Consider the following 25,401-nt stretch of genomic DNA (forward strand, 5'->3'; position numbering starts at 1 on the left):
CCGAAGAGTTATATGTGATTGAAATCACACAAGCAATGCAATTTATGAAAGTGAATTGCAAATTGCGCGATCCATCGCAAATTTTAACCCCAGAGGTGCATCAGCAACGGAAACATAAAGGGGGCCAGCAGAGAAGTAATAATCCCGCAGATCACCAGCGCCAGCGAGCTGTAAGCCCCTTCCTGATAATCCAGTTCTGCACAGCGGGCGGTGCCCAGAGCGTGGGAAGCGTTACCGATAGCTAAACCCCGTGACGGCTTGCCGCTGATTTTCAGCAGGTTGAGGACCATGTGGCCAAATACTGCGGCCAGCACACCCGCAATCAGCACACAGATGGCACTGATAGCAGGAATGCCTCCCAGCGTGCCGGAGACAGCCATGGCAATTGGCGTGGTCACGGATTTCGGCATCAGCGTGGCGGCTATCTGCGGCGTGGCTCCCATCCAGAGCGCAATGGCTGTACCGGAGACCATCGCCGTGATACTGCCCATAAAGCAGACGCCGATGATCGCTTTCCAGCGCGCGCGGATTTGATGCATCTGTTCGTAAAGGGGAATTGCCAGCGCTACCACAGAAGGCTGAAGAAGCTGATTAAGCAGGGAACTCCCCTGGAAATAGCGCGTGTAAGGCATCTGGATAAGCAGCAGCAGCGGGATAATTACCGCCATCGACACCAGCAAGGGATTGACCAGCGAGATCTTAACTTTTGCGGCCAGCATGCGAGCCGCAAAAAACACCACCACCGTCAGCGGCAGCGACCACCAGATATCACTCATCCGCAGCTCCTGGCTTTTTCAGCGGGCGGCTGTGCAATTTGTGGGAGGCCAGCCCAACGGTGATCAGCACAATAAAGGTGCTCAGGACGCAGGAGACCACAATCGGGCCAAACTGCGCGCTGAGAATGTCGGTATAGCTCATAATCCCGACGCTGATCGGCACAAACAGCAGCCCCATATAGCGGATCAGCAGGGTGCTTCCGGGTTTCACCCAGTCAACAGGCAGGATTTGTAAAGCGAGTAAGCCGAACAGGATAAGCATGCCCAGTATGCTGCCAGGAATAATCACCGGAAGCAGGGCTGCTACGCCAGTCCCGGCATAGAGACAGAGATAAAGAATAAGGAAGGCGCGAAGATATTGTCCGCCCACGGAGAGCACGCTGCGCATGATAAACTCCTGGTTTTAAGAACGTTAATCATACGACGAAACGAGAAAACGTGCTACGGGTCACAGAGTGCAGGCTGATGAGTTGTCCGGAACGGCTGCTCTGGGGGCAGCGTATTGGGTCAGGAAGGGGTTCTGTAACTCTTTTCAGGCAGAAGGGAATAAGCAATTAAAAAGGGGTGAAATTATTCACCCCTTTGCGTGTTTTAACTGCGCAGTGTTAAGCGGTTATTTAACCTGCATCCCTGGCTGAGCACCGCTGTCGGCACCCAGGATAAAGAGATCTTTTCCGCCAGGACCGGCTGAGAGCACCATGCCTTCCGAGACGCCAAAGCGCATCTTACGCGGCGCGAGGTTTGCCACCACCACCGTCATGCGGCCTTCCAGTACGGAAGGGTCCGGATAGGCGGCCCGGATACCGGAGAAGATCTGACGCGTTTCGTCGCCACCCATATCCAGCACCAGACGCAGCAGCTTGTCAGATCCTTCCACCAGCTCAGCCGTTTTGATCAGCGCCACACGCATATCCACTTTGGCGAAATCATCAAAGTTGATGGTATCAGCCACGGATTCTACAGGGGCGCTGGCCGCAGGTTTGCTGCTCGCTTTAGCCGTCGTAACGGCCGCAGGCGGGGTCGCCGCTGCCGCATCTTCTTTTGACGCTTCGATCAGGGCGTTGACCTTATCCATCTCAATGCGGCTGTAGAGCGCTTTAAAGGCGGAGATGTTGTGGTCCAGCAGCGGCTGCTGAATACCCTCCCAGCTCAGCTCTGCATTCAGGAACGCTTCTGTCCGTTCAGTCAGCGAAGGCAGCACAGGTTTCAGCCAGGTCATCAGCACGCGGAACATGTTAATGCCCATTGAGCAGATAGCCTGTAGATCAGCCTCACGGCCCTCCTGCTTCGCCACCACCCACGGAGCCTGCTCGTCAACATAGCGGTTCGCCACGTCGGCCAGCGCCATGATTTCACGTATGGCGCGGCTGAACTCGCGGCTGCTCCAGGCTTCGCCAATGCTTGCTGCCGCATCGGTAAAGGTTTTATAGAGTGCCGGGTCGGCCAGTTCCGCAGAGAGCTTGCCATCAAAACGCTTGTTGATAAAACCGGCGTTACGAGAGGCCAGATTCACCACTTTATTCACGATATCGGCGTTCACGCGCTGGACGAAATCTTCCAGATTAAGGTCGATGTCATCAATGCGTGAAGAGAGCTTGGCCGCGTAGTAGTAGCGCAGGCTGTCCGCATCCAGATGCTGCAACCAGGTGCTGGCTTTAATGAAGGTGCCGCGAGACTTGGACATCTTGGCGCCGTTCACCGTGACATAGCCATGCACAAAGAGGTTGGTTGGCTTACGGAAGTTGCTGCCTTCCAGCATCGCTGGCCAGAACAGGCTGTGGAAATAGACGATGTCTTTGCCGATAAAGTGGTAGAGATCGGCATCCGAATCTTTCTGCCAGAAAGCATCAAAATCGATATCGCCGCGCTTGTCACACAGGTTCTTGAACGATCCCATATAGCCGATAGGCGCATCCAGCCAGACGTAGAAATATTTGCCCGGCGCACCAGGAATTTCAAAGCCGAAGTAGGGCGCATCGCGGGAGATATCCCACTGTTGCAGGCCAGATTCGAACCACTCCTGCATTTTATTCGCTACCTGCTCCTGAAGCGCGCCGGAGCGGGTCCAGGCCTTCAGCATTTCGCTGAACTCCGGCAGATCAAAGAAGAAGTGCTCAGAGTCACGCATCTCCGGCGTGGCGCCAGAAACCACCGACTGCGGATTGATCAGCTCAGTCGGGCTGTAGGTTGCGCCGCAGACTTCGCAGTTATCGCCATACTGATCGGGCGATTTGCATTTCGGGCAGGTGCCTTTCACAAAACGGTCCGGCAGGAACATCCCTTTTTCCGGATCGTACAGCTGAGAGATGGTGCGGTTCTTTATGAAACCGTTCTCTTTAAGACGGGTATAGATAAGCTCAGACAGCTCACGGTTCTCATCGCTGTGCGTGGAGTGATAGTTGTCGTAGCTGATATCAAAACCGGCAAAATCGGTCTGATGTTCCTGACTCATCTCGGCAATCATCTGCTCGGGAGCAATACCCAACTGCTGAGCCTTCAGCATAATTGGCGTACCGTGCGCATCGTCCGCACAGATGAAGTAAACCTGATTGCCGCGCATTCGCTGGTAACGGACCCAAATATCTGCCTGAATATGCTCGAGCATGTGGCCGAGATGAATGGAACCGTTGGCGTACGGCAGAGCGCACGTTACCAATATTTTTTTCGCGACTTGAGTCATAGGAAAACTTGCCATACCTGTTTTAAAAGGGGGCATAGATGGTAACCGAGTGTTGTGGCTGCGTAAACATTCCCGCTGTCGCGCTGGCGTTTTTTAACGTCCGTCGCCTTTACCTACAGCCACATCTGGTATGCTTGTTGATAAGATCCATCACAAAAACAAGGAGCCGGGATGAGCTTACACTCCCAGGGTCACCATTCACCGGAAGCGCTGCGGGCGATGGTGATGGGCGTTCTGACCACTTTTGAACATCCGACGTTGCAGCATAATCTGACCACGCTGAAGGCGATGCATCACTGCGCGCTGATGGATAATACTCTGCACATTGACCTGGTCATGCCGTTTGCCTGGCACAGCGGGTTTGAAGCGCTGAAGGAAGCGGCCAGCGCGGAACTGCTGCGTCTGACGGAAGCGACAGCTATCAGCTGGCGGCTGAGTCACGACATCGCCACGCTGAAGAGGGTGAAAAATCATCCCGGCACCAGCGGCGTGAAGAACATTATCGCCGTCAGCTCCGGCAAAGGCGGGGTGGGTAAGTCCAGCACGGCGGTGAATATGGCGCTGGCGCTGGTGGCAGAGGGGGCAAAAGTGGGGCTGCTGGACGCCGATATTTACGGCCCCTCAATTCCGGACATGCTGGGATCGCGCGATGAGCGTCCCACTTCGCCCGATGGCACGCATATGGCCCCCATTATGTCGCATGGCCTGGCAACCAACTCCATCGGCTATCTGGTTACCGAGGATAACGCCATGGTCTGGCGAGGGCCGATGGCCAGCAAGGCGCTGATGCAGCTGCTGAATGAAACCCTGTGGCCCGATCTCGACTACCTGGTGCTGGATATGCCGCCGGGTACGGGGGATATCCAGCTGACGCTGGCGCAAAACGTGCCGGTCACTGGTGCTATTGTGGTCACCACACCCCAGGATATTGCGCTGGCTGATGCCCGCAAAGGCATCGTGATGTTTGAGAAAGTTAATGTGCCAGTGCTGGGCGTGGTGGAAAACATGAGCATGCATATCTGTAGCAACTGTGGGCATCACGAAGCTATTTTTGGCAGCGGCGGCGCGGAGAAGCTGGCGGAACAGTATCATACCCGGCTGCTCAGCCAGCTTCCGCTGGATATCACGCTGCGTGAAGATTTGGATGATGGTCAGCCTACGGTGGTGCGCCGTCCGGAGAGTGAGATTACCGCTCTCTACCGTCAGCTGGCGGGCGCTGTAGCGGCACAACTATACTGGCAGGGTGAAGTGATCCCGGACGATATCGCCTTCCGCGCGGTGTAATCTTTTTATCACGGTAGTTTTGCCAGATCCCGACAGGGAAATTCAGGGGCGGAAGCGGATGCCTGCCCCTGATATCTTTGGCAAATGGCAGTGACTCTCTGCGCCAGAACTCCTGGCTGAATTTGCGGAACGGCCAGCATCCAGCCTTAGCTTACAGCACGTAGTGCATCAGCCAGTATTCGCCATGCTCGCTCTCGCCATCCGAAACCACCTCCCAGCCATGATGCTGATAAAAGGCAACCGCCAGCGTGTTGGCCTTCATACATTTCAGTGCGCCGGTAGAAGTAAAGTCGTTTTGCACGGCTTGCAAAAGCAGCCGCCCCACGCCCTTGCCTTGCCACTCCGGATCAACAAACAGGCTGTGCAGAAAGTTGTCGTTGGGCAGCACGGCAGCGAAACCGGTACGGTGCCCGTTATCTTCAGCCACCAGAATGCGTTCCCCCAGGGTCGCACGGTCAAAATCTTCCAGCTGCCATTCGCTTTCATCCAGCCAGTGCCAGTTCGCCTTGCGTGACGCAAGAAACAGCGTGCGCAGGAAAGGGCGGTCGGCTTCCGTAAAGGGACGTATCTTCATCTGCTCACCACACTGGCTTTACGTGGCGCTCACCATCCAGGCCGGTGCCACGGTAGTCATAGTCAATTTTCCCCGCTTCAAAAAGCTGATCCAGCAGCTTGAAGTTATCTGGCGGCGTAACGTTGCAGCGGTGATTCAGCGTGGTATCGAGGATAGAGAAACCGCGATCCCCACGGGCAATCTGTTTAAGGTATTGCAGCATCTTCAGCGCTTCCACGCTGATGCCGTACTGTTCATTAAGCGGTCTGGTCATAATCCTACGCGTTGCGATCTTTACTGTGACAGGAATGGGCTAAGAGTAACGTATTGTCAGGCTTTCGCCAAAGGTGAGGCTTCAGGGTAATGGCGGAGGGGAGTCGCGGTAAGCAATTTCTCCCACCTATCGTTTTTCGTCAGGAAAAAATAAGCATACGAAGCCCGTATGTGCTTATTTTGATTGATGAGTGCAGAATTAAATATTATTGACCTTGATAATAAAGTAACAATTATCAGTAATAACCGTTACGCCTGTTTTAATTATCAGTCCATATTCTTTTTCTATAAAAATATAATAATCTTCTGAAAAGCAAAGCCAGAAAGTTAATTTGTAGACGCTGCATTTATTCGCCGCTATAGTTCTGTTTCCACATGGAATGAAAGGGATTACAAGGTGGATACTGTAGAGGAACTAAATGGAACATACTTCTATGCGGGTAAGTCTAACCTGAGCGCTGCACAGCTTCTGTTTATGATTTTCTGTGAAAATACAGCTAGTCAATTTGGGAGCGGCATGGCCGATTTTGGGGCGGTAGTAGCCATTGTATCGGGGAGAAATAATTTAGGCACCAGAGGAAAATTTGCCAATGCTACAAAGGGGACTTCTTACGCTTCAAAGGCCGCGCGAATGGTGTTTAAAAAGGCCAAATTTCCTTTTGGTATTTCCCTTCCTACTTGGTTGGGTGGTTATACACCCTGGACTGCCAACCGTGTAATGGTTCGCAATATTGCTCCTTTCGTAGGACGCTCGATTCCTGGGATTGGTATGATTATTCTTGCTTCTGATGTTTCGCAAATCACCTACCGCACTATTCGAGACTACAACCTCATAGCAAGAGAGAGTGATAAATTATGGTAGAGAGTATCGAGCAGCGAGTTTACGAGCATGTACGGCCTTACGCTGGTACATACCTGTTCAACTTTAAGAAGGTGCAATTAAACCCTGAAACCGATCTTGATACCGATTTAAGTATTGATGAACTTGAAGCTGAAGATCTGATGAATGATTTCTTTGAGAAATTCAATGTCCAACGAGGAAATTTCAAGATCGAAACTTACTACCCCGATATTCCTTTTACATGGAATTTTTTCAAAAAGAGAGAACCCATCCTCGTCCCTGATTTCACTATCGGTATGCTAATCGAATCAGCAAAAGCGGGGAAATGGCTGTACGACTAATAATAAGCAAGGAGCTTAATCAATGGCTGTGCCAGTACACTTATTTTTGACCGATGACGGCGGTGCGATTATTCGTGGTTCTTGCGATGTTGCAGACCGTGAGGGAAGCATTGAGCTACGAAGTTTACATCACAGTTTAACCCTCCCTACAGATCCAATGACCGGGAAAATCACCGGCCCTCGTCAGCATTCGCCGTTCCAGTTTACCAAGGAGCTGGATAGCGCCTCTCCTTATCTTTTTAAAGCTGCTGCAACGGGTCAGATGCTCAAATCTGCTGAATTTCGCTTCTACCATATCAATGACGCAGGGCAGGAAGTGGAGTATTACCGGATTACGCTGGAGAGTGTGAAAGTGATTTCTGTCAGCCCTGTGATGCACGATACGCGAGGCTGTCCGGGAACAGGTCATATGGAAGAGGTGGCGCTGAATTATGAAAAAATCACCCATTTGTACAAAGATGGCAATCTGTTAGTGCATGATGCCTGGAACGAGCGGCCAACGGTTTAATGGAAGCCATAAAGGTAATGGGAAAGAACCTGAAGATAGCGATATATCTTGTGCGGGCAACCTTGCACCAGTAGAGCTGACTTGTTTTCCGTTTAAGTGCATCCCGATGTTAATAACGTCTTCATAAACCACATGAGGCCATTCTCATCACAGCAGAGGCTTCCGGAATTAAATAAGGCGGGTTACCCCGCCTGAAAATCATTTACGCTCTTTGTTGGCTTGTGCAAGAACACTGGCAGCAAGCTGTTTTGTTAACGGAGCAGATTTCGGATTTTTAAGCGCAGCAGATGCGAGATGTTCCATAGCGCCACTGGTCTGGTTGCTGGATCCAGCCTGTGACAGCGCAGAACCTGCAAGCGCTTTTTGTATAGCAGAGGCGTTTGGGTCATGGAGTGTTTTAGCAGCCACTGAAGCCAGGTCGCTACTGGTTTTTTTTGTATTGTTGCTCATCGTAAAACTCCTTTTTAGAGCTGGTGGAAATTTATCCATATAGTGCCGATATCCTTCGGTAAACGCTATATGTAGGGGTAATGCTAGTTTTTTAATCAATATAAGGCAAAGATTTTTCGTCTGAAATGTATAAATTTACAGCGGGTTTAACTGAATTTTTTTGCTGAATTAAGGCAACTAAACAAAACGTTATCTGGAAAGTTGGCTCGCTTTGTGGATTTTTTAATGCCTGTTGGATCATCCCTTTGTGAGGTCATAAATAAGAGCAAAGGAGGGGGCATGGCAGGGTAAACGGGGGTTAATTTTTCCAGCAATCAGGAAGGCGATGCAATCAGGCGAGCTTGCTTTGCCAGTGTCACTTCCCTATGCTGCTGGCTTAAGAGTATGACTCGGGGTGCCGTTTCTTTTCAAAGAAAAGGCTGAGAAAAACCCGTCGAACCTGAACTGGATAATGCCAGCGTAGGTTGCCAAGATTCTGATTATTATTCATGAGTTTACATTTATTTTTGTCCGTGTGTAATGCATCTAAGGTACAAAAAGAGCGTACCCAAAAGAGATTTTTAATCGTGCATTTTTTAGTCGATGTCGGGTTAGTGGAAAATCCGATAGCGATATCTGAGTTCATGACATTTTGTCGGAGGGGTTGAGCCTGATAAGGCGAACGAGATTTTAATTCAGCCAGATTAAAAATGATTGTACTTTTATCTGAGTAAACGATCCCTTTAACTTTTTTGTCAGAAAATGAGTGGCTTGGGCTTTGATTATTTTTTGAGCTAAAGGCGAGTAACCTAATCGCTCTCGTATTCATGTACAAGAAAAGCCGCATAAGCGGCTTTATAAACAATGCTTAGATAGAGAGGAGAGAAGTTATGATAGTAAAAAAAAATAAAACAACCATTAATAAAAACAAAGTAAACTTAATTTTTAGCCATGATACCTTTTCATTGGGTAAACCTTTGATGAAATCATAATGATCAGAATCCATATTTCTGACCGGAAAACTCCCCTTTTTAAATACGAATGGGAAGATGAAATAAAAATCTTTCTGAAAGGTTAAGAATATCCCACCTGCTTGTGCAAGAATTATTCCTGCTGGTACATAACCGAATCGTTCTTTAAAAGTATCGCACAACAAAAGATGTTGTTTGTTTTTTAGAACAGAATACCCGATTGCGATAAATCCGAAGACTATACACAATAGTGTTGATGTCGCAGATAGGATGCCCACTATTCACCTACCGTTTTATAAATAAGTTCACCGAGATTTTCACCTTGATCCGATAGGAATTCACCGCCTACATAACCTGCACCAGTACCAAGAACTACACCACAAGCTAATGCACCAGCCCCAGCGGCTTCTATTGTCAAAGCACCTAATACTACAGTGCATATACCTGTGCCTATTGCTCCGCCTCCGATGCTTCCAATTATGCCACCAGAAAAGCTACCAACTTCGGTGTATTTCTTTTTGGTACATTCATCTTCACGACCAACAGAGCAAGCCTCATTAATTTCATTGATTGAATGCAGAGCACTAAATCCAATTCCTACATAACCAACATATCGCATAGCTGTTACATATTTTGCAGCTCGTTCTAAATGGGTAGCATAACCATCAATATCACTTATTCCTGTCTCATTCCATTTATGAGTTATCGATTTAGTTGATAGACCAAGTGCACTTTTTAAGTTGCTGTACTCACCGAGTTTCATACCTTTATTAAGGAAAGCGACTTTAAGTACACGTTCAAGTTCATTGAATAGTTGAGCACGTTTTACATGGAACTGCTCGCCAATTAAAGCCCCTCTGGTCATGTAAGTATTTTTGTATGTTTCCTGAATTTCTTTCAGGATCTTCTCTATATTTTCGAAATACTTCCCGACAGGTTCGGCAGCAAGGCCAATTCCTTTATCGGCGATGTTGCTAAAGTTAGCTATTGTTGCATAGTGGTTATGTAAGAAATTGGCTTCTTTATGTGTAAGCGGTTCTAATGCTGTATCAATACGTTGTTTTGCAGCCTGCATATGTGCGATTTGATCACTGTCCTGTTTTTCAGGATCAACAACCAGCAGAATAGAACCTGCTTTGTATTCCTTACCTGCCCCGTTAAGAGAGCGATAAAGTTCGCGTGTTCCTGCTGGCGGTTCACTTTCGAACAGATATCTTTCATAGGCTCCAGTTTCAGCACCGTAAGGAAGTACACAGAAGCCAGGATCTACTGGTTCGCGTTTTGCTTCTACCTTCTTTTTAGCGGCTTGTGCATGTTGTTCAGGCTCTGCAACTTTTGCAGGTTTAGGAGGAGGAGCGGCAGCAATCAACGGGGCAGCTACTGGAGAAGCTTTAACTGGTTTTGCTTCTTCAACCCAATACGAAGCGTTTGGAAATGATGAAATGAATCTTGCTCTACAGGGACATGTGCTGCGGCTATGCAAAGTACCTGCTGCTGCGACGCCATGAATCCAGTAATCGGGGATACCACCTGCAATATGGTATTTTTTGCCATCTTTACCACATGATACAGAATCACCGTTTCTCGCGGTCGCAACCCCACCAAAGCTATGATTTGGCGAACCAGAAAGAATAGTACCGCCGCATGTTGTCTTATCACCAATACGAAGAAAATGACCAGTAGCCATAGAATTATCCTTAATGAAGTTTATTAGCGGGTTTTGAACCATTTACCTGAAGGGAAGATACAATCCAAATTTGTTTCTCAATGGAATAAGTGGATACAAAGTATTGTGTTGACGGGCTGATCATCGGTGTTGTGGTGACAAGTGCCGTTGATACAGCAGTACGGGCATACTCTTTGATGAGATCCAAGGGGAGAGAATTCTGACGTTCTATAGACTCGCAGTAGTTAGCAAATTCTTCATGCCAGTAGTCATTCATCCCCTCGAAAAGGATCTCGTCAAATTTAAGTACTGCTTTATTAGATACAGGATCTAAATCAACACTAATCGTAAAGGATTCAGGGAATTGCAGACTACGGTAAAGCGTTGAATTACAAACAACACTTCTGAAATCATCGATTGAAAACCCAAAAACCAGCATAATGCAGTACTCTGCTTTTCTGGCTTTCATTGAAATCATCATTTCAGTGATGTTTAAATCAGCGAAGGGGTAGATCTGCCAGTCTGGCGTACTGCTCCCTTGATTTAGAACTTCCGCAGCAATTGCCGCATCAAGTACCGATGTGTACAAGGCCATTCCCTGAACGTCACTCCCGCCAACCCACTGAGTTTCTAACCAGTGAACACCATCAGCATTTATCGAGGTACGAGCAACTGACCAAAGCGAAGTTGGACTGATGTAATTGTTTGCTGATGACGAATAGAAATAAATCTTTTCGCTCATAAAATCCCTTTACTGTTGCTGTTTTTTTAGGCGTACATTGTCACATGCTTGATATGGTTATGTACAGATTTTGAAACGCAGAGCTAAGAAAATCGAAAAAAAATAATATTAATATCAATTAATTACAAAAAAGGCCGCTTTCGCGACCTTAATTGACACCGTATTCACTGAGAACGGTCAAGTACCATGTACGCTGGTTCGCACATGCTGCCCCGTTCCTGTAGCCAGTAGTAATCGAGATCGGCAACATGCACATTCAGCCCTGAATCCGCCCGATTGATCTGTAGCCTAAGCCCTACAGTATCTTTATACGATAACCCTGATTTAACAATGTACTTGTATTTAACCCCTCCTTCTTGTTCAAATGACTTAAGATAGGGGGTAATTTGTTTCTGAATTTCTTTCAGACAAATCACTTCATTATTAACAACAAAAGGCTTCTCTATTTTTCCAGCAGGAGTCACAGCGAATGATTTAATTGAAGCACATAGTAGAAGTACTGCAATTGAATATTTTTTCACTTTCATTCCCTTATTGAATATTGACACTTAAAACTTCGCCAGTATTAGCATTGAACGTACAGGAGTACTCCACGTTTTTAAATGCACCAAAACCATTTTGAGCCTGTGCCCGATGTCCGTAGAGAGTGAATAACTTCCTGTTTTTGTCATACCAACCATATGAAGAGAACTTAGGTTGAGTAATTCCATCAGTCCATTTAAATTGATATCGTACTGACTTTTCGACTGCAATCTTACACGCATAATCCCCACCCTCATGTTTCGATGCGTAGCAATAAGCATCTTCAAAACATTTAGCCTTTTCTTGTTTTTCCTTTTGTTCTTTCTCTGCTGCAAGTACTGCATCTTGAGCCGCCTTTTCTTCTGCTTTAATTCTTTGCTCTTCTGCAAATTTGGCATAATCAGCAATATTTGTAATATTATTTTCACGAGCAATGGCAAACTCTTTACCGTCCTTAAAACCCAATTTTTCGGCTCTGGATTCATCGCTCGAAGATCTGGCAATACTTGCGACAATAGCGAGCAGTACTATCAGTACCGGGATCGTATAATGATTAATAAATTTGTAAGGTAAGTACTTCGCTTTCAGGGTTCCAAATGTCAGTACTGCCCAGCCTATAGCGATAATACCCGCCCCAAGCTGGCAAATTCCGGCAATCAAAAGCATCACTACTGACCAAAAACCAGTACCAGCGGCAAAAATATCACCAAATTTTTCCAGTGCTGCCAGGCAAAGGAATATTCCCCAAATTGCATAACCTCCCAATACTGCGACTTTCTTCACTGTTCTGTATCTCCTGTACATAGTTTAAGACCAAATAACATGCACTTAAAGCAATTATTTGCAGGCAGAAAGGATACCATGCACACCCCAAATGATCGATTAAAACGATCAATAAATGAATATCAATCGATATAATCTATTAATGGCTATTAATCCTCGCTAAATCAATAGGTGAAAACGATCAGTACTCTTTCAGTACTGAACCAGAATCAGGAGAACAGGCACAGAATGCCGCTTAAAGGCACTTAAAGAGCCTTTGGAGGGCTTTTGTCGCTTATGATTAGAGGAAGTACTGTTTTTAGATGGAATCGACTACTGGGGCTTCCTGTGCGTTTTGTCGGAAACCCCAACATAGGGGGATTGATCGGATCGGGTTTCGCTCCGCTCTGTGCAGTACGATTATGTCTGTGAGTGGAGCTATACAGAAATTATGTAAGCACTCGAATAATAAGGGGTTATGTACTAATGACAGGTGTAAAAAAGCGATTTGCTTCTCTCTGCCAGTTACCGCAGGGAACGCAGGGAACGCAGCGGAAGAAGTAAATTCAGCGAACAGTACTCGCTTGTCGGGTACTGCTTAATTGCTTTATCTATATATAACAATTAGATAGCTATCAAGTACTCAGTACAGCGTGAAAATGTAATATTCATAAGATCAATCTTGTATCAGCACGTGACTTGGCTTAACCTACTAATTGATAAAGAAATGTAATCTACATGACTCGGGGTGCCCTTCTTTGTGAAGGCTGAGAAAAACCCGTCGAACCTGATCTGGATAATGCCAGCGTAGGGAAGTCAGATGCCTGACCGCATCGCCTTCTTGATCGCCGGTTGGGAGCTTTATTATGATCCAACCTCACACCTTCACGGCGGCAGACGCCGTCGCCTCTCTCGATCTTTTCCGCGAAAAATCGCACCTGATCCACTGCCTCACCAACGATGTGGTGCAAACCTTTACTGCCAATGTTCTGCTGGCGCTGGGCGCATCACCGGCGATGGTGATCGATCCTCAAGAAGCAGAACAGTTCAGCGCCATTGCGGATGCGGTGCTGATAAATGTGGGGACGCTGACCCACTCCCGAAGCCACGCCATGCTGGCGGCAGTGAAAGCGGCAGGCCAGGCGCAGCGCCCCTGGACGCTGGACCCGGTAGCCGTCGGGGCGCTGACGTTTCGTAGCGACTTCTGCCAGCAACTGCTGGAGTACCGGCCTGCGGCCATTCGGGGTAACGCCTCTGAAATCATGGCTCTGGCAAGGCAGGCGGTGACAGGACGCGGGGTAGACAGCCTTCATCACTCCTCCGCAGCGCTGGAAGCGGCTTCGCTGCTCGCTTTGTCTACGGGCGCGATCGTCGCGGTGACAGGCGAAACGGATTATGTTACCGATGGCGCACACGTGATGGCGATCCCCGGCGGTTCAGCACTGATGACGCGTGTGGTGGGAACCGGCTGCGCCCTTTCAGCCGTGGTGGCTGGCTTCACGGCACTGCCTGGCGACAGGTTGGTGCACGTTGCCAGTGCCTGCCGGGTGATGAGCCTGGCGGGAGAGCGGGCAGCGAGTGCCGCCAGCGGGCCTGGCAGTTTTGTTCCTCTGTTCCTCGACCAGCTCTACAGTCTGGAGGTGCAGGCATGAAGCGCATCAATGCCTTAACCATAGCAGGCACCGATCCGAGTGGCGGCGCAGGCATTCAGGCCGACCTGAAAACCTTTTCGGCACTTGGCGTCTACGGTACCAGCGTGATCACTGCGCTGGTGGCGCAGAATACGCAGGGCGTGCAGTCGGTCTACCGCATCGAGCCAGATTTTGTCGCTGCTCAGCTTACCTCTGTGCTGAGTGATGTCCGCATCGACAGCGTGAAAATCGGTATGCTGGCGGAAGGCGATATCGTTGAGGCGGTGGCCGCAGGCCTGAAGTCAGCTGCCGTGCCCTGGATTGTGCTGGATACGGTGATGCTGGCAAAAAGTGGCGATCCTCTGCTCTCTTCCCAGGCGGTGAGTACGCTCCGGGAGATCCTGCTGCCTCAGGTTTCACTGATCACGCCCAATCTGCCCGAAGCCGCCGCCCTGCTGGAGTGTGACCCGGCGCAAACGGAAGAGGAGATGCGGCAGCAGGGCAGGGCCTTACTGGCGCTGGGCTGCAAAGCCGTGCTGATGAAAGGGGGCCATCTCAGCAATGAGGAAAGCCCGGACTGGCTCTTTACGCGTCAGCAAGAGCTGCGTTTTACTGCGCCCCGCGTAGCCACTAAACATACCCACGGCACAGGCTGTACTCTGTCGGCAGCGCTGGCGGCGCTTATACCACGGCACGGTAACTGGGCGACTACAGTGCAGGAGGCGAAAAGCTGGTTACAGGGCGCGTTAGAACAGGCCGACTCGCTGGAAGTGGGTAAAGGCATTGGCCCGGTGCACCATTTTCACCGCTGGTGGTAACGGACTCAGCCCGGTTCTGCGAAGGCTTTCAAAAGAGGCACAGGGTTCAGTCACATAGCGGGCGAATTTTCCCGCTATGTGATTATTTTGTTACAAACTATCGGCCGGTGAAAAGCGCCTGTTTCAGGCTGAACAGGATAAAATAGGTTTTTTGACATTCACGAGCCCTGAAGCAGAGATGAAGTGGTTATCGAAAAATGCGATCCTGTTCGCCGTTAAAACCTGCATTGCCGCGTTTTTTGCCTTATATATCGCCCTGGAACTGAATCTTGATAAACCGGCCTGGGCCATGGTCTCGGTTTATGTTATTTCCCAGCTCTATTCTGCTTCCACCCTGTCAAAAGCGCTGTTCCGCTTTCTGGGCACGGTGCTGGGCGGCATCTTTATTTTTCTGATCTATCCTGTCACCGTCACCCATCCGGTGCTTTTCAGTCTCAGCGTCTCCTTGTGGGTTGCCTGCTGCCTCTGGCTCTCCCTTCATGACCGCACGCCCAAAAGCTACGTCTTTATGCTGGCAGGTTACAGCGCGGCGATAATGGGCTTTGCTGACGTCACTACGCCGCTCTCCATTACCTATACCATGATTTCCCGTATTGAGGAGATAACCGTAGCGATCATCTGTAGCAGCCTGATGCATATGCTGGTGTTTCCGGTACGGATGCGTTCACTTCTGGAGAACAGCGTCAGTAACTGGTTTGAAAGCGCGAAAAGCGTCTGTAATGAGCTGCTGACCGTCGGGTCTAAATCTGGCTCGCCGGAGCGCGACCAGATTCTGGTACAGATGGCTAATTACCCCCTCGCCGTTGAAGCCTTGATCACCCACTGCGTCTATGAAGGTGACTCAGCCAGAAAACTGATCCGGCTGGTGGGGGCGCAGTATCAACATCTCTCTTACCTGATCCCTACGCTGACGGCGATTGAAAAGCGGCTGAGCCTGCTGGCAGAGCAGGGTATTCAGTTCCCTGAGTTTATTGCCGAAACCTTCAGCCACTTCCTGGTCTGGCTGAACAGCCCTGAACAGAGTGGGCAGGCGGTGGTCATTGAGCAAGAGATTGCCGGGGCACAGGATAAAATCAAATCTCTCTACGGCAGCGGTGAAATGAACGCAGAAGAGAGCCTGCTGCTGACCGGACTGCTGGAGCGGTTGCTCAATTTTATCCGCATTTCTGACTCCTATTTCAGTGCCAAAGAGCGCGTCAGCCAGCTGGGCCGGCAAAAGCAGCGCGGCAGCCAGAAACTGATCAGACAACATGCGGACAAGGGGCTTATCCTGCTCTCCGCATTTACCGCTTTCGCGGCGACCCTGCTTGGCTGCCTGTTCTGGATTGGTACGGGCTGGAAGGATGGCGCATCAACGCCGATGATTGCTGCCGTGGTCTGCTCGTTTTTCGCCTCGCTCGACAGTCCGGTAGCCCCGATGAAAGTCTTCCTTAAAGGTGTACTGATCGCTATCGTCATCAGTATCCTCTACGTGGGACTGCTGATCCCGATGACCGTAAGCTTTGAGTCGCTGATTATCTGCCTGGCACCCGGTTTACTGGCGCTGGGACTGGTGATTGCCAATCCCTCAACCAATTTTATCGGGCTGATCATTTCCACCCAGATCCCCGGTTTTATCGGCATGACACATCACCTCAAGCCTGACCTGCTGTCGATTATTAACGCGTCAATCTCCACCATAGTGGGGATTTTGCTGGCGGTGATAGTCACGGCGATTATTCGCAACAAAAGACCCGCCTGGACCGCGAGAAGGGTGTTAAGAAAAGGCGTAAAAGAGCTACTTCAGTTTACCAGTGAGATCAAAATCAATGCTTCTTCTCTGCTGGCGCGCCAGCACTTCGTCGCCAGCCAGATTGATAAGATCAACATTATTTTGCCGCGGAATAAAATTGACCCGACGCCAGGGGTAGCGCTGGGCGGCAACCTGATCACGGAAATCTGGCTGGGGGTGAACTGCTATGATTTTTATGCCCGTCATCAGGAAGTTATTAAAGAGCACCGGCTGGATACCGATGGGGTGATGTTCGGGATCAATCAGTATCTGAAACTGCGGCTGAAGAACAGTCGGCTGGAGCCGCCAGCCTCGTTACTGGCGGAGTTGAATAAACTTCTTATCAGGACTGAGGAGCTGTGTCGTTCCGATATGGCGCTGTTCAGGCCGCTGTTTTATCTGTTTAACATTCGTATGGCGCTCTATCCCATTCAGAGATGGCCAGCGTTATAGCGGTTTCTCAAACCACTCGCTGTTCTGTTCAGCGATAGGCGTGATAGAGAAGATCATCTCCTGTAGATGGCGGCGAAGGGCTTGTTCTGCGCCATCCACATCTCTGGCAACCAGCGCATGATAAATCTCATAGTGCTGTTCAATCAGGCTTTCTGGCGGGGAGACCTTGCTTAACGTCAGGAAGCGCACGCGATCCATGGCCGCTTTGATATTTTCGACGGTTTCCCAGGCCAGCTCACAATGGATGCTTTGCGCTATCAGGCGATGAAACTCATCATCCAGCAGCAAAAAAGCCTGACTGTCATGTCTGTCGGCAGCCATCTTCTGCAACTTAAGGTTGTGTTCAAGCTGAGAGTGGGATTCGGCTGTGGCTTCCAGCGCGGCGCGGCGGATAACAGAGACTTCTACCGCTTCCCGGATAAAACGTCCATCGGCCACTCGCTTTGCAGAAATTTTGCGCACAAAGGTGCCGCGCTGCGGTAGAACCTGTACCAGTCCCGCTTCCGCAAGCTTGATAAACGCCTCCCGCACCGGCTGGCGGGAAACGCTGAATCGGGTAGAGACTTCTTTTTCAGACAGCAGTGAGCCTGGCGGGATCGCACATGTCACAATGTCCTGGCGCAAAAACCGATAGATTTGCTGATTTACCGGTTCGCTGGCGGTAATAATGTAAGCTACAGACATTCAAATATATCCCTATAGATCCCTTCAGGCGCAGGGCATAAACAACCACTTTTCCTGCCACTTAAGGGGTAAGCCAGGGGCGGATGCCCTTATCTGAAAGTCTAAGTCTAAACAGGGCGCTGACTGTTCGCCAGCGCTTATTCACTCAAGCTGAAGCCAGGGCAAGTTTTACTGTCTCTTTTGCCCCTTTTTCCCGCAGAAGTTTGGAGAAGTGGTTCACTTTAGCAACGAATGCCGGTTCAGCAGGCAAATCGTCGCCAAAGACCGCCTTTAGAGAGAGCAGCGCGGCAACACGAGCTTCGCCTTCTGGCGTTTCGGCCACGCGCTGAGCCAGCTGCTCGCTCATCGGGTCGCGAATTTCAACAGGTTTGCCCTGTTCATTCACACCGCTGACATAACGCATCCAGCCCGCCACGCCTAACGCCAGCAGATCATAGCTGCCGCCGTGCAACAGATGCCAGCGAATGCTGTCCAGCCAGCGCTGAGGCAGTTTTTGCGACCCGTCGTTGGCAATCTGCGCCGTGCGGTGTTTAATCGCCAGGTTTTCATAACGGGCGATCAGCGAATGGGCATAGGCCGCCAGGTCTACGCCGGTGGTATGCAGAGTGGGCGCCTGTTCATCCAGCATCAATTGCAGCGCCGCCTGACGAAACGAGGGGTCGGCCATACAGTCGCTGATATGCTCATAACCTGCCAGATTGCCCAGATAGGCCAGAAATGAGTGGCTGCCGTTCAGCATGCGTAACTTCATCTCTTCAAAGGGCAGCACGTTGCTGACCAGTTCTGCGCCCGCTTTTTCCCATTGCGGACGACCACTGACAAAATTGTCCTCAATTACCCATTGCAGGAACGGCTCACACACTACGCTGACCGGATCGTCACAGCCCAGTTTTTCCCGCAAGGCAGCATGCGTTTCAGCAGTCATTGCCGGCACAATGCGGTCTACCATGGTGGAAGGGAAGGTGACGTTGGCAGAGATCCACTGCGCCAGTTCGCTACTCTGTTTCTCCGCCAGGCCAAGAACCACATTACGGGTAACCTGACCGTTTTCCGGCATATTGTCGCAGGACATCACGCTGAAAGGGGCTAACTGGCGTTCACGACGGCGGAGAATACCCGCAAGAATAATACCGGGCAGAGAGTGGGGCGCTTCGGGGTGAGCAATGTCATGCACAATTGAAGGGTGCGAGAGATCCAGCTTGCCGCTGGAGGGTTCATAGCAGTAGCCCTTCTCCGTAACGGTCATAGAGACGATAGCCACATCGGGTTGCGCCAGCGCTTCAATGACGGCCTCAATGCCATCTGATTTGCCATGCAGCGCCTGCTTCACGACGCCAATAACCCGCAGCGCCATTTCGTTGTCAGCCATTTCCGCCACGGTGTAACAGCCATTCTGCTCTTTCAGCGCCTGAATCAGTTCGCCGCTGTTAAGGTTAACCTCGCAATAGCCCCAGTCGCTGCCTTGTTCGCTGGCCAGCCTGTCAGTGCAGACCGCCTGATGGGCGCGATGAAAAGCACCAAAACCGATATGTACCATACGGACCCGTAGCGCCTCACGATCGTAATCGGGCAGCACGACATCCGGGGAAAGATGGTCAAATGAAAGCATGAAATGTCCTTTCTTTTGTGGCGAGCGCCTGAGCGCCCGCCGCTATGTCACACTGAAACAGCTTTATTTTGTGCTTTTGGGCTTTTGATAACAAAGAACACCAGCAGCGCGCCAACCGCAGCCACGCAGCCTGCCAGAACAAAGGCGCTGTCAAATTTACCCGTATGATGAACGATATAACCGGTAACGACAGGGCCAACGATGCCGGAGAGGCTACCAATGAGATGGATGAATCCGCTGATCCCACCCACGCGGCTTTTATGCACCACATCCTGAATAATCGCCCAGTAGATTGCTCCGGTGATATAGAGGAAGAAGATCGAGACAGACATCAGGATCACGGCCGGATAAACCCCTTTCACCGAACCAGCCAGCGCAACGCAGATGGCGGCGGCAAAGAGCGAGACTACCAGCACAATTTTACGTGAGAGCAGCAGTCTGCCGGTGATATTGAAGATTTTATCGGAGATCCAGCCGCCCAGCGCCAGGCCAATGAAGCCGACAATCCACGGGATCATGGTGGTTATGCTCATCGATTTAATATCGAGGTTGTGCGCCTGCACCAGGTAAGCCGGGAACCAGCTCAGGAAGAAGAACAGAATGTAGTTGTAGCAGAAGAAGGCGAAAGCGGTGACCAGAATAATTGGCTGACGCAGATAATAACCCAGTCCGTGAGCGGCCTGAGCAAGCTCTTCATCCGGGGTGGTCTGCTCTTCTTTCAGTTTCGCGACCAGAGCGCGCTCTTCTTCACTGACACGGCGGCTTTTCAGCGGGTTATCGGCAGCAATAAGGAACCAGACCACCATCCAGACGATGCCCACGGAACAGATGATCACAAACGCCGGACGCCAGCCAAAAGCCAGGGCCAGGTAACCGATAATCGGGCCAGCTACCGCGCCGCCAAGAGGTGAACCGGCACTCAGGAAGCCCATCGCCGTGGCGGCCTGTTTCTTGGGGAACCAGCCGTTAATGGCTTTGTTGGCAGAGGCGCAAATCGGGCCTTCCGCCATACCAAAGAGCACGCGCAGGATAAGCATGGACCAGAAGCCGGTGGCGACTGCGGTCAGACCGCAAAACAGCGACCACATGCCCACGGCAATGCCCATCACCAGCGTCGGACCAAATTTGTCCGTCGCCAGGCCGCCAAGGAAGTTGAAAATAGCATAGCCGAAGAAGAAGCTGCCAAAGATCAGGCCAAACTGCTCGGCGTTCAGCATCAGGTCTTTTTCAATCATCGGCACGGTGAGTGACAGGGCGACACGATCGAGGTAATTGATCATGTAGACCATGAACAGCAGAAGTACGATAGTCCAACGTAGGTTTTTGAACATTGTAATTCCTTGATTATCTTTATAATAAGTAGGATAACTCTTGCCGATTTCCTTCCGGCAAGCCCCAGGTTATTCCACGGCTAAGATGACTTTACAGCAGCTTCGTGGATCTTTTTCGAACAGCGTCATCGCCTGCTCGATCTCGCTGAGCGGCAGATAGTGGGTTACCAGCTTCTCAGGTTGAATAAGGCCCTGCTCCATCCAGCCAATCACTTCAGGGAAGCGGTGGCTGTTAAGACGGGAGGTAAATAACGACAGCTCTTTACTGGTCAGGCTTTGTTGCGTCAGCGTACAGGCCTCGCCAGAAAAGCCCAGCAGGCCGATGCGTCCGGCAGGCGAAGCCAGTGCCGCAGCTTCAGAGAGGATGGAAGGATGACAGGCGGCATCAATAATCAGCGTAGGCTGTTCACCAGCCAGCTGGGCAGCCAGCGGAATATCACTGTTATTCAGCACCACATCAGCACCGTTTGCCTGCGCCATCTCCAGGCGCTCTGGCAGGCGGTCAGCGACAATAACTTTGCGTACGTTATAGACGCCTTTCAGCACCTGTATCGCGGTTAAGCCCATCGGACCGGCACCGTAAATCAGCGCTACGTCGTTGGGCTGCGGCTTAAGAAAGGCGGTGATATTGGCTGCAATAGTAAAGGGTTCGACCAGGCTTGCCAGCTTGTCCGGAATGCTTTCAGGCAGACAATAAGCATTTGCCGCCGGAGCTACCGCGTATTGGCTGAATCCGCCATCGCGATGAACGCCGATAACCTGGAGTTCGCTACAGACATTGGGGCGTCCGATAGAGCAGGGGTAGCAGTGGCCGCAGCTGACGACGGGATCAACCGCCACGCGCTCACCCACACGGGAAGCGTCCACGCCTTCCCCTACAGCATCAATTCGGCCAAAGAATTCATGGCCGATTACCCGTGGATAACGGGCAAAAGGGTTATGGCCATGCCAGATATGGACGTCCGATCCGCAGATGCTGGCGTACTGAACTTTGACCCTGACTTCGCCCGCTGCTGGGGTAAGCGCCGGACGCTCCCGGACCTGAAGCTCACCCGGACGTTCAATAACTACACTTTTCATCTTCTTCTCCTCACCAGTTCCACAACGTGCCATCTTCCAGGCGGGCAACCGGCAGATAGGCTGGTTCATAGGGATATTTCGCGGCGAGCTTCTCGTCGAATTCGATACCCAGGCCCGGCTTGTCGCCCGGATGCATATAGCCATTGTCGAAGGTCCAGTTGTGCTGGAAGACTTCCATCATCTGCTCGGAATAGCCCATATATTCCTGCACGCCGAAGTTCGGCACCCAGAGGTCGAAGTGCAGGGCGGCAGCCATACAGACAGGAGAGAGATCGGAAGGACCATGAGATCCGGTGCGGACCTGGTAAAGCGAAGCGAAATCAGCGATACGGCGCATACCGGTGATACCACCTGCATGGGTAATGGTGGTGCGGATGTAGTCAATCAGCTGCTCTTCTATCAGCTGTTTACAATCCCAGATACTGTTGAATACTTCCCCTACGGCGATTGGGGTCACGGTGTGCTGACGGATCAGGCGGAAGCTTTCCTGATTTTCGGCAGGCGTAGGATCTTCCATCCAGAACAGACGAGAATCTTCCACGCTTTTGCCGAAGCGGGCCGCTTCAATAGGGGTCAGGCGGTGGTGCATGTCGTGCAGCAGATGCTCATCAAAGCCAAATTTATCACGGATGGCTTCAAATAATTTCGGCGTAAAGTCGAGGTATTTTTCGGTTGACCACAGTTGCTCTTCCGGCCAGTCGCCTTTGGTCGCAGGCTCGTAGGCCAGACCTTTGCCTTTCGCCATACCGTAGGTGGTTTTCATGCCCGGAACGCCGCACTGGGCGCGAATAGCCTTAAAGCCCATCTCTTTATGTCGGGCGTAGTCGTCCATCACTTCATCGATGCTATGGCCCGTAGTGTGGCAGTAGACCATCACGCCAGTACGGGAAGCACCACCCAACAGCTGGTAAAGCGGCATGTTGGCGGCTTTACCTTTGATGTCCCACAGCGCCTGGTCCACGGCGGAAATAGCCGACATAGTGACCGGGCCGCGACGCCAGTAAGCGCCTTTGTAGAAAAATTGCCAGATGTCTTCGATTTGATGAGCGTTACGGCCAATCAGCTGTGGGCAGACGTGATCTTTAAGGTAGGACGCCACCGGCAATTCACGGCCATTCAGCGTGGCATCACCAATACCGGTCAGGCCTTCATCAGTAGTAATTTTAACCGTAACGAAGTTTCTGCCGGGGCAGGTTACGAAGACTTCAGCTTTAACAATTTTCATCCTGGTGGGTCCTTATCAACAAGCAATGGTGAAAAAATACGCGTCTGCGTACTACCATACAAGTTGATTTGGCTGAATGTTCGACCGGGATCACATTTAGCGGATCGGTTATGGCGATGTTAATTAAATGGTGTTGTTCGTGAAGCCGGCGCCTAAAACAAAGCCAGCTGCGGTGCGTGGCCTCTTCCGGAAGAGCCTTACCGGGACGTCGCAGCGCGAAATGTTAACTTTGATATGTTGCGCGGCATTAGCGTAAGCCTATATGCCGCATCCCTGCGGCATACACTCGGCTAACGTGCTCCGTGGTGCCACCCGTTAAATTCAGTGTTGTTAGTGGGCCTGGCGTTCACACAGGTCAAAACCGGAGCGGTGCAAAGGTGTCACCCCGGAGTGCCTTATCCGAGACGCCGTGAACCCTTCCATGGGGGCTTGGATGCCGCATCCCTGCGGCATACACTCGGCTAATGCACTCCGGGGTGCCACCCAACGAATTCGGTGTTGTTGGTGAGTTTGACGTTCACACAGGTCAAAACCGGATTGGCGCAAAGGTGTCACCCCGGAGTGCCTTATCCGAGACGCCGTGAACCCTTCCATGGGGGCTTGGATGCCGCATCCCTGCGGCATACACTCGGCTAATGCACTCCGGGGCGCCACCCATTGAATTCGGTGTTGTTGGTGAGTTTGTCGTTCACACAGGTCAAAACCGGGTTCGGTAGAAAGGCGTCACCACGGTGCACGTTATTCGGGATGTCGCAGCGTGAAATGTTAACTTTGATATGTTGCGCGGCATTAGCGCAATTTTGGCTACCGCATCCCTGCGGCATACACTCGGCTAATGCACTCCGGGGCGTCACCCAATGAATTCGGTGTTGTTGGTGAGTTTGACGTTCACACAGGTCAAAACCAGATTTGATGCTGGATTTGGATTTGGATTTGGATTTGGATTTGGATTTGGATTTGGAAGTTGGTTTTGATTTTCTACAACAGGCAACACCGATGCTGTGGGGAAGGGAGAGGGGGCTGATAAGCAAAAGCTAAGCGGCATGGACGCCGCTTCGCAGCCCCCAGGGAGGGGTTCACGGCGTTTTTGTGTTCAGCCCCCTCTCCCTGACCAGGCTACTGGCCCTTCAGACGACATGCTTTTTAGTTCAGCATCCTGTTCTGTCTGATTTGGCCACCACACCCTCAGACAACAAGCTTTTACCACAAGCCACCTAACGCGATAATCCCGACCCATGCCACCGCTCCGTTCAGACAACGTGCTGCTAAAATAACCTGCTCGTTATCCAGAGCTTACTTTCCGCGCCACCTGTCAGGCCAGCAGCTCACATGATGGCGGTAAACGACAGGAGATAGCAGCAGGGAGCACTTCAATACGGAAAGAGGTGCCGCTCAGCGGTTCGCCATCCAGATTAAAGGTCATCTCGTGCGGGGCGGTGATTTCCAGCCAGGGCAGCGAGGCGCGGATAATGTTAGGGTTTTCGTCATCTCCACCGATTACAGAATTCAGCAGGGTGGGCAGGATCTCTTGTGAGGTCACAATACTTAGCTCCAGCTGACCATCATTGATCAGCGCAGAAGGACAAAGCCGCTGCCCGCCGCCAGCCTGACGGCCATTACCAATGCCAATTACCAGCGCATCCCCTTTCCAGTTAAAATAGGGACCCGTCAGCTCGCAGCTGTCTGCTTTAAGCGTATCCATGCGCATCAGCCCATGAATAAAGTACGAAACACCACCCAGCGCAGATTTCAGCCTCTCCGGCGTTTCCGTGGTAATACGGGTGCCAAAGCCCCCTGTTGCCATATTAATAAAATAGTGGCTGCCGTTAACGCTGGCGATATCCACAGGCGTGGCTTTACCGACAATTGCCAGACGCAGGGCATTTTCCATTTCAGCCGGGATGCCTGCGCTGGTGGCGAAATCATTCGCCGTGCCCAGAGGAATAATGCCCAAAACCGGACGTGTGGAGGCTTCAATGCCAGCCAGCGCGCTGGCTATTTCATTGATGGTGCCGTCGCCGCCGCCAGCGACAACAGTATCTGCCTGCAACTCGACCGCTTCCTGGAGATAGCGTTTGCCGTCACCTTTCTCCCAGGTCACACGTACTTCAATGGGATAACCTTCTTCACGCAGGGCAAAAATTGCCTCACGCAGCTCTTCATTTCCTGCCCCTTTACCATTCAGTATCAGCAACGTAACCGGCTGTTTGTCCATATTTGTTATCCCGTGAAGAGTGACCCGTTCAGGCCGAAATTGATTCTGTTATAGCACATCTTGCCACAGCGGCGGGAGGGAAGAAGTCGGAAAAGAAAAGCCCATCCGGGGGAGCCGGACGGGCCAAGGAGGTGGTTCCTGATAAAAATTGCTGTTTAGTATTCTCGTTTTGAGCCAGCGCATCTTAGCCAGATTAGGCGCAAGGTTATGTGATCAATTTCTAATAACCGTAACAT

Annotated in this window: 23 protein-coding genes and 2 riboswitches; of the genes, 7 read left to right on the forward strand and 16 right to left on the reverse strand. The window is 50.9% G+C overall.

What is annotated here, in order from left to right:
- Positions 1 to 83 precede the first annotated feature (83 nt).
- From AAH450_RS02070 to metG, 3 genes are all read right to left on the reverse strand, one after another.
- Positions 84 to 776, reverse strand: a complete 693-nt coding sequence (locus tag AAH450_RS02070; protein WP_342908682.1) for a CidB/LrgB family autolysis modulator — start codon at positions 774 to 776, stop codon at positions 84 to 86.
- A complete protein-coding gene (locus tag AAH450_RS02075; RefSeq protein ID WP_342908683.1) occupies positions 769 to 1,164 on the reverse strand; it encodes a CidA/LrgA family protein in 396 nt (131 codons plus the stop codon). Before AAH450_RS02075 ends, AAH450_RS02070 begins: the two co-directional genes overlap by 8 nt.
- A gap of 225 nt (positions 1,165 to 1,389) precedes the next feature.
- On the reverse strand, positions 1,390 to 3,456 hold the full coding sequence (gene metG / locus AAH450_RS02080; protein ID WP_342908684.1) for a methionine--tRNA ligase: 2,067 nt from the start codon (positions 3,454 to 3,456) through the stop codon (positions 1,390 to 1,392).
- 171 nt (positions 3,457 to 3,627) lie between these two features.
- Here metG and apbC point away from each other — a divergent pair, with 171 nt between their 5' ends.
- Positions 3,628 to 4,740, forward strand: a complete 1,113-nt coding sequence (apbC, locus tag AAH450_RS02085) for an iron-sulfur cluster carrier protein ApbC (protein WP_342908685.1) — start codon at positions 3,628 to 3,630, stop codon at positions 4,738 to 4,740.
- Between the two features lie 151 nt (positions 4,741 to 4,891).
- Here apbC and AAH450_RS02090 read toward each other — a convergent pair whose 3' ends face one another.
- Together AAH450_RS02090 and AAH450_RS02095 are read right to left on the reverse strand one after the other, a co-directional pair.
- Positions 4,892 to 5,314 (reverse strand): GNAT family N-acetyltransferase, encoded by a 423-nt coding sequence (locus AAH450_RS02090; protein ID WP_342908686.1) that lies wholly within the window; start codon positions 5,312 to 5,314, stop codon positions 4,892 to 4,894.
- Positions 5,315 to 5,318: 4 nt separating this feature from the next.
- Positions 5,319 to 5,567, reverse strand: coding sequence for a hypothetical protein (locus AAH450_RS02095; protein ID WP_318790935.1), 249 nt, complete (start codon positions 5,565 to 5,567; stop codon positions 5,319 to 5,321).
- 396 nt (positions 5,568 to 5,963) lie between these two features.
- Between AAH450_RS02095 and AAH450_RS02100 the strand changes: the two genes are divergently transcribed.
- From AAH450_RS02100 to AAH450_RS02110, 3 genes are read left to right on the forward strand one after another with little or no spacing between them, the layout of a single operon-like run.
- Complete coding sequence (locus AAH450_RS02100; protein WP_342908687.1) at positions 5,964 to 6,428, forward strand: STM2901 family protein; 465 nt, start codon at positions 5,964 to 5,966, stop codon at positions 6,426 to 6,428.
- On the forward strand, positions 6,422 to 6,748 hold the full coding sequence (locus AAH450_RS02105) for a DUF1493 family protein (RefSeq protein ID WP_342908688.1): 327 nt from the start codon (positions 6,422 to 6,424) through the stop codon (positions 6,746 to 6,748). The genes AAH450_RS02100 and AAH450_RS02105 overlap by 7 nt, the downstream gene beginning before the upstream one ends.
- Before the next feature lie 22 nt (positions 6,749 to 6,770).
- Positions 6,771 to 7,256, forward strand: coding sequence for an Hcp family type VI secretion system effector (locus AAH450_RS02110; protein ID WP_342908689.1), 486 nt, complete (start codon positions 6,771 to 6,773; stop codon positions 7,254 to 7,256).
- 198 nt (positions 7,257 to 7,454) lie between these two features.
- Here AAH450_RS02110 and AAH450_RS02115 read toward each other — a convergent pair whose 3' ends face one another.
- The 5 genes from AAH450_RS02115 to AAH450_RS02135 form a co-directional block, all read right to left on the reverse strand.
- Positions 7,455 to 7,706, reverse strand: coding sequence for a hypothetical protein (locus tag AAH450_RS02115; RefSeq protein WP_342908690.1), 252 nt, complete (start codon positions 7,704 to 7,706; stop codon positions 7,455 to 7,457).
- 380 nt (positions 7,707 to 8,086) lie between these two features.
- Positions 8,087 to 8,188, forward strand: a riboswitch (TPP riboswitch).
- Between the two features lie 745 nt (positions 8,189 to 8,933).
- The gene (locus tag AAH450_RS02120) at positions 8,934 to 10,343 is read right to left on the reverse strand and encodes a PAAR domain-containing protein (protein WP_342908691.1); all 1,410 of its coding nucleotides are present in this window, start codon (positions 10,341 to 10,343) and stop codon (positions 8,934 to 8,936) included.
- Between the two features lie 10 nt (positions 10,344 to 10,353).
- Positions 10,354 to 11,064 carry a hypothetical protein gene (locus AAH450_RS02125; protein WP_342908692.1) on the reverse strand — a complete coding sequence of 237 codons (711 nt, stop codon included), beginning with the start codon at positions 11,062 to 11,064 and terminating at the stop codon, positions 10,354 to 10,356.
- 164 nt (positions 11,065 to 11,228) lie between these two features.
- Positions 11,229 to 11,585 (reverse strand): hypothetical protein, encoded by a 357-nt coding sequence (locus tag AAH450_RS02130; RefSeq protein ID WP_342908693.1) that lies wholly within the window; start codon positions 11,583 to 11,585, stop codon positions 11,229 to 11,231.
- Positions 11,586 to 11,595: 10 nt separating this feature from the next.
- Complete coding sequence (locus AAH450_RS02135; RefSeq protein WP_342908694.1) at positions 11,596 to 12,369, reverse strand: hypothetical protein; 774 nt, start codon at positions 12,367 to 12,369, stop codon at positions 11,596 to 11,598.
- A 713-nt stretch (positions 12,370 to 13,082) separates the two neighbouring features.
- A riboswitch (TPP riboswitch) is annotated at positions 13,083 to 13,179 on the forward strand.
- A gap of 35 nt (positions 13,180 to 13,214) precedes the next feature.
- On the opposite strand from AAH450_RS02135, the gene thiM reads away from it, so the two are divergent.
- The 3 genes from thiM to AAH450_RS02150 all read left to right on the forward strand — a co-directional run bounded on the left by thiM (position 13,215) and on the right by AAH450_RS02150 (position 17,021).
- Positions 13,215 to 14,000, forward strand: a complete 786-nt coding sequence (gene thiM, locus AAH450_RS02140; protein ID WP_342908695.1) for a hydroxyethylthiazole kinase — start codon at positions 13,215 to 13,217, stop codon at positions 13,998 to 14,000.
- Positions 13,997 to 14,797: a bifunctional hydroxymethylpyrimidine kinase/phosphomethylpyrimidine kinase gene (gene thiD, locus AAH450_RS02145; RefSeq protein WP_342908696.1), complete on the forward strand. Its 801-nt coding sequence runs from the start codon at positions 13,997 to 13,999 to the stop codon at positions 14,795 to 14,797. Before thiM ends, thiD begins: the two co-directional genes overlap by 4 nt.
- Before the next feature lie 178 nt (positions 14,798 to 14,975).
- Positions 14,976 to 17,021 (forward strand): FUSC family protein, encoded by a 2,046-nt coding sequence (locus tag AAH450_RS02150; protein WP_342908697.1) that lies wholly within the window; start codon positions 14,976 to 14,978, stop codon positions 17,019 to 17,021.
- Here the strand turns inward: AAH450_RS02150 and AAH450_RS02155 are convergent.
- From AAH450_RS02155 to yegS, 6 genes are all read right to left on the reverse strand, one after another.
- On the reverse strand, positions 17,016 to 17,705 hold the full coding sequence (locus tag AAH450_RS02155) for a GntR family transcriptional regulator (protein ID WP_342908698.1): 690 nt from the start codon (positions 17,703 to 17,705) through the stop codon (positions 17,016 to 17,018). The genes AAH450_RS02150 and AAH450_RS02155 overlap by 6 nt on opposite strands.
- Positions 17,706 to 17,850: 145 nt before the next feature.
- Complete coding sequence (locus tag AAH450_RS02160) at positions 17,851 to 19,314, reverse strand: mannitol dehydrogenase family protein (RefSeq protein ID WP_342908699.1); 1,464 nt, start codon at positions 19,312 to 19,314, stop codon at positions 17,851 to 17,853.
- A gap of 47 nt (positions 19,315 to 19,361) precedes the next feature.
- On the reverse strand, positions 19,362 to 20,645 hold the full coding sequence (locus tag AAH450_RS02165) for an MFS transporter (RefSeq protein ID WP_342908700.1): 1,284 nt from the start codon (positions 20,643 to 20,645) through the stop codon (positions 19,362 to 19,364).
- A 69-nt stretch (positions 20,646 to 20,714) separates the two neighbouring features.
- The gene (locus tag AAH450_RS02170; RefSeq protein WP_342908701.1) at positions 20,715 to 21,725 is read right to left on the reverse strand and encodes a Zn-dependent oxidoreductase; all 1,011 of its coding nucleotides are present in this window, start codon (positions 21,723 to 21,725) and stop codon (positions 20,715 to 20,717) included.
- 10 nt (positions 21,726 to 21,735) lie between these two features.
- The gene (manD, locus tag AAH450_RS02175; protein WP_342908702.1) at positions 21,736 to 22,950 is read right to left on the reverse strand and encodes a D-mannonate dehydratase ManD; all 1,215 of its coding nucleotides are present in this window, start codon (positions 22,948 to 22,950) and stop codon (positions 21,736 to 21,738) included.
- 1,312 nt (positions 22,951 to 24,262) lie between these two features.
- Complete coding sequence (yegS, locus tag AAH450_RS02180; RefSeq protein WP_342908703.1) at positions 24,263 to 25,165, reverse strand: lipid kinase YegS; 903 nt, start codon at positions 25,163 to 25,165, stop codon at positions 24,263 to 24,265.
- Positions 25,166 to 25,401: the final 236 nt, after the last annotated feature.

The sequence above is a fragment of the Erwinia magellanica genome, assembly GCF_039023495.1.
Taxonomy (GTDB): domain Bacteria; phylum Pseudomonadota; class Gammaproteobacteria; order Enterobacterales; family Enterobacteriaceae; genus Erwinia.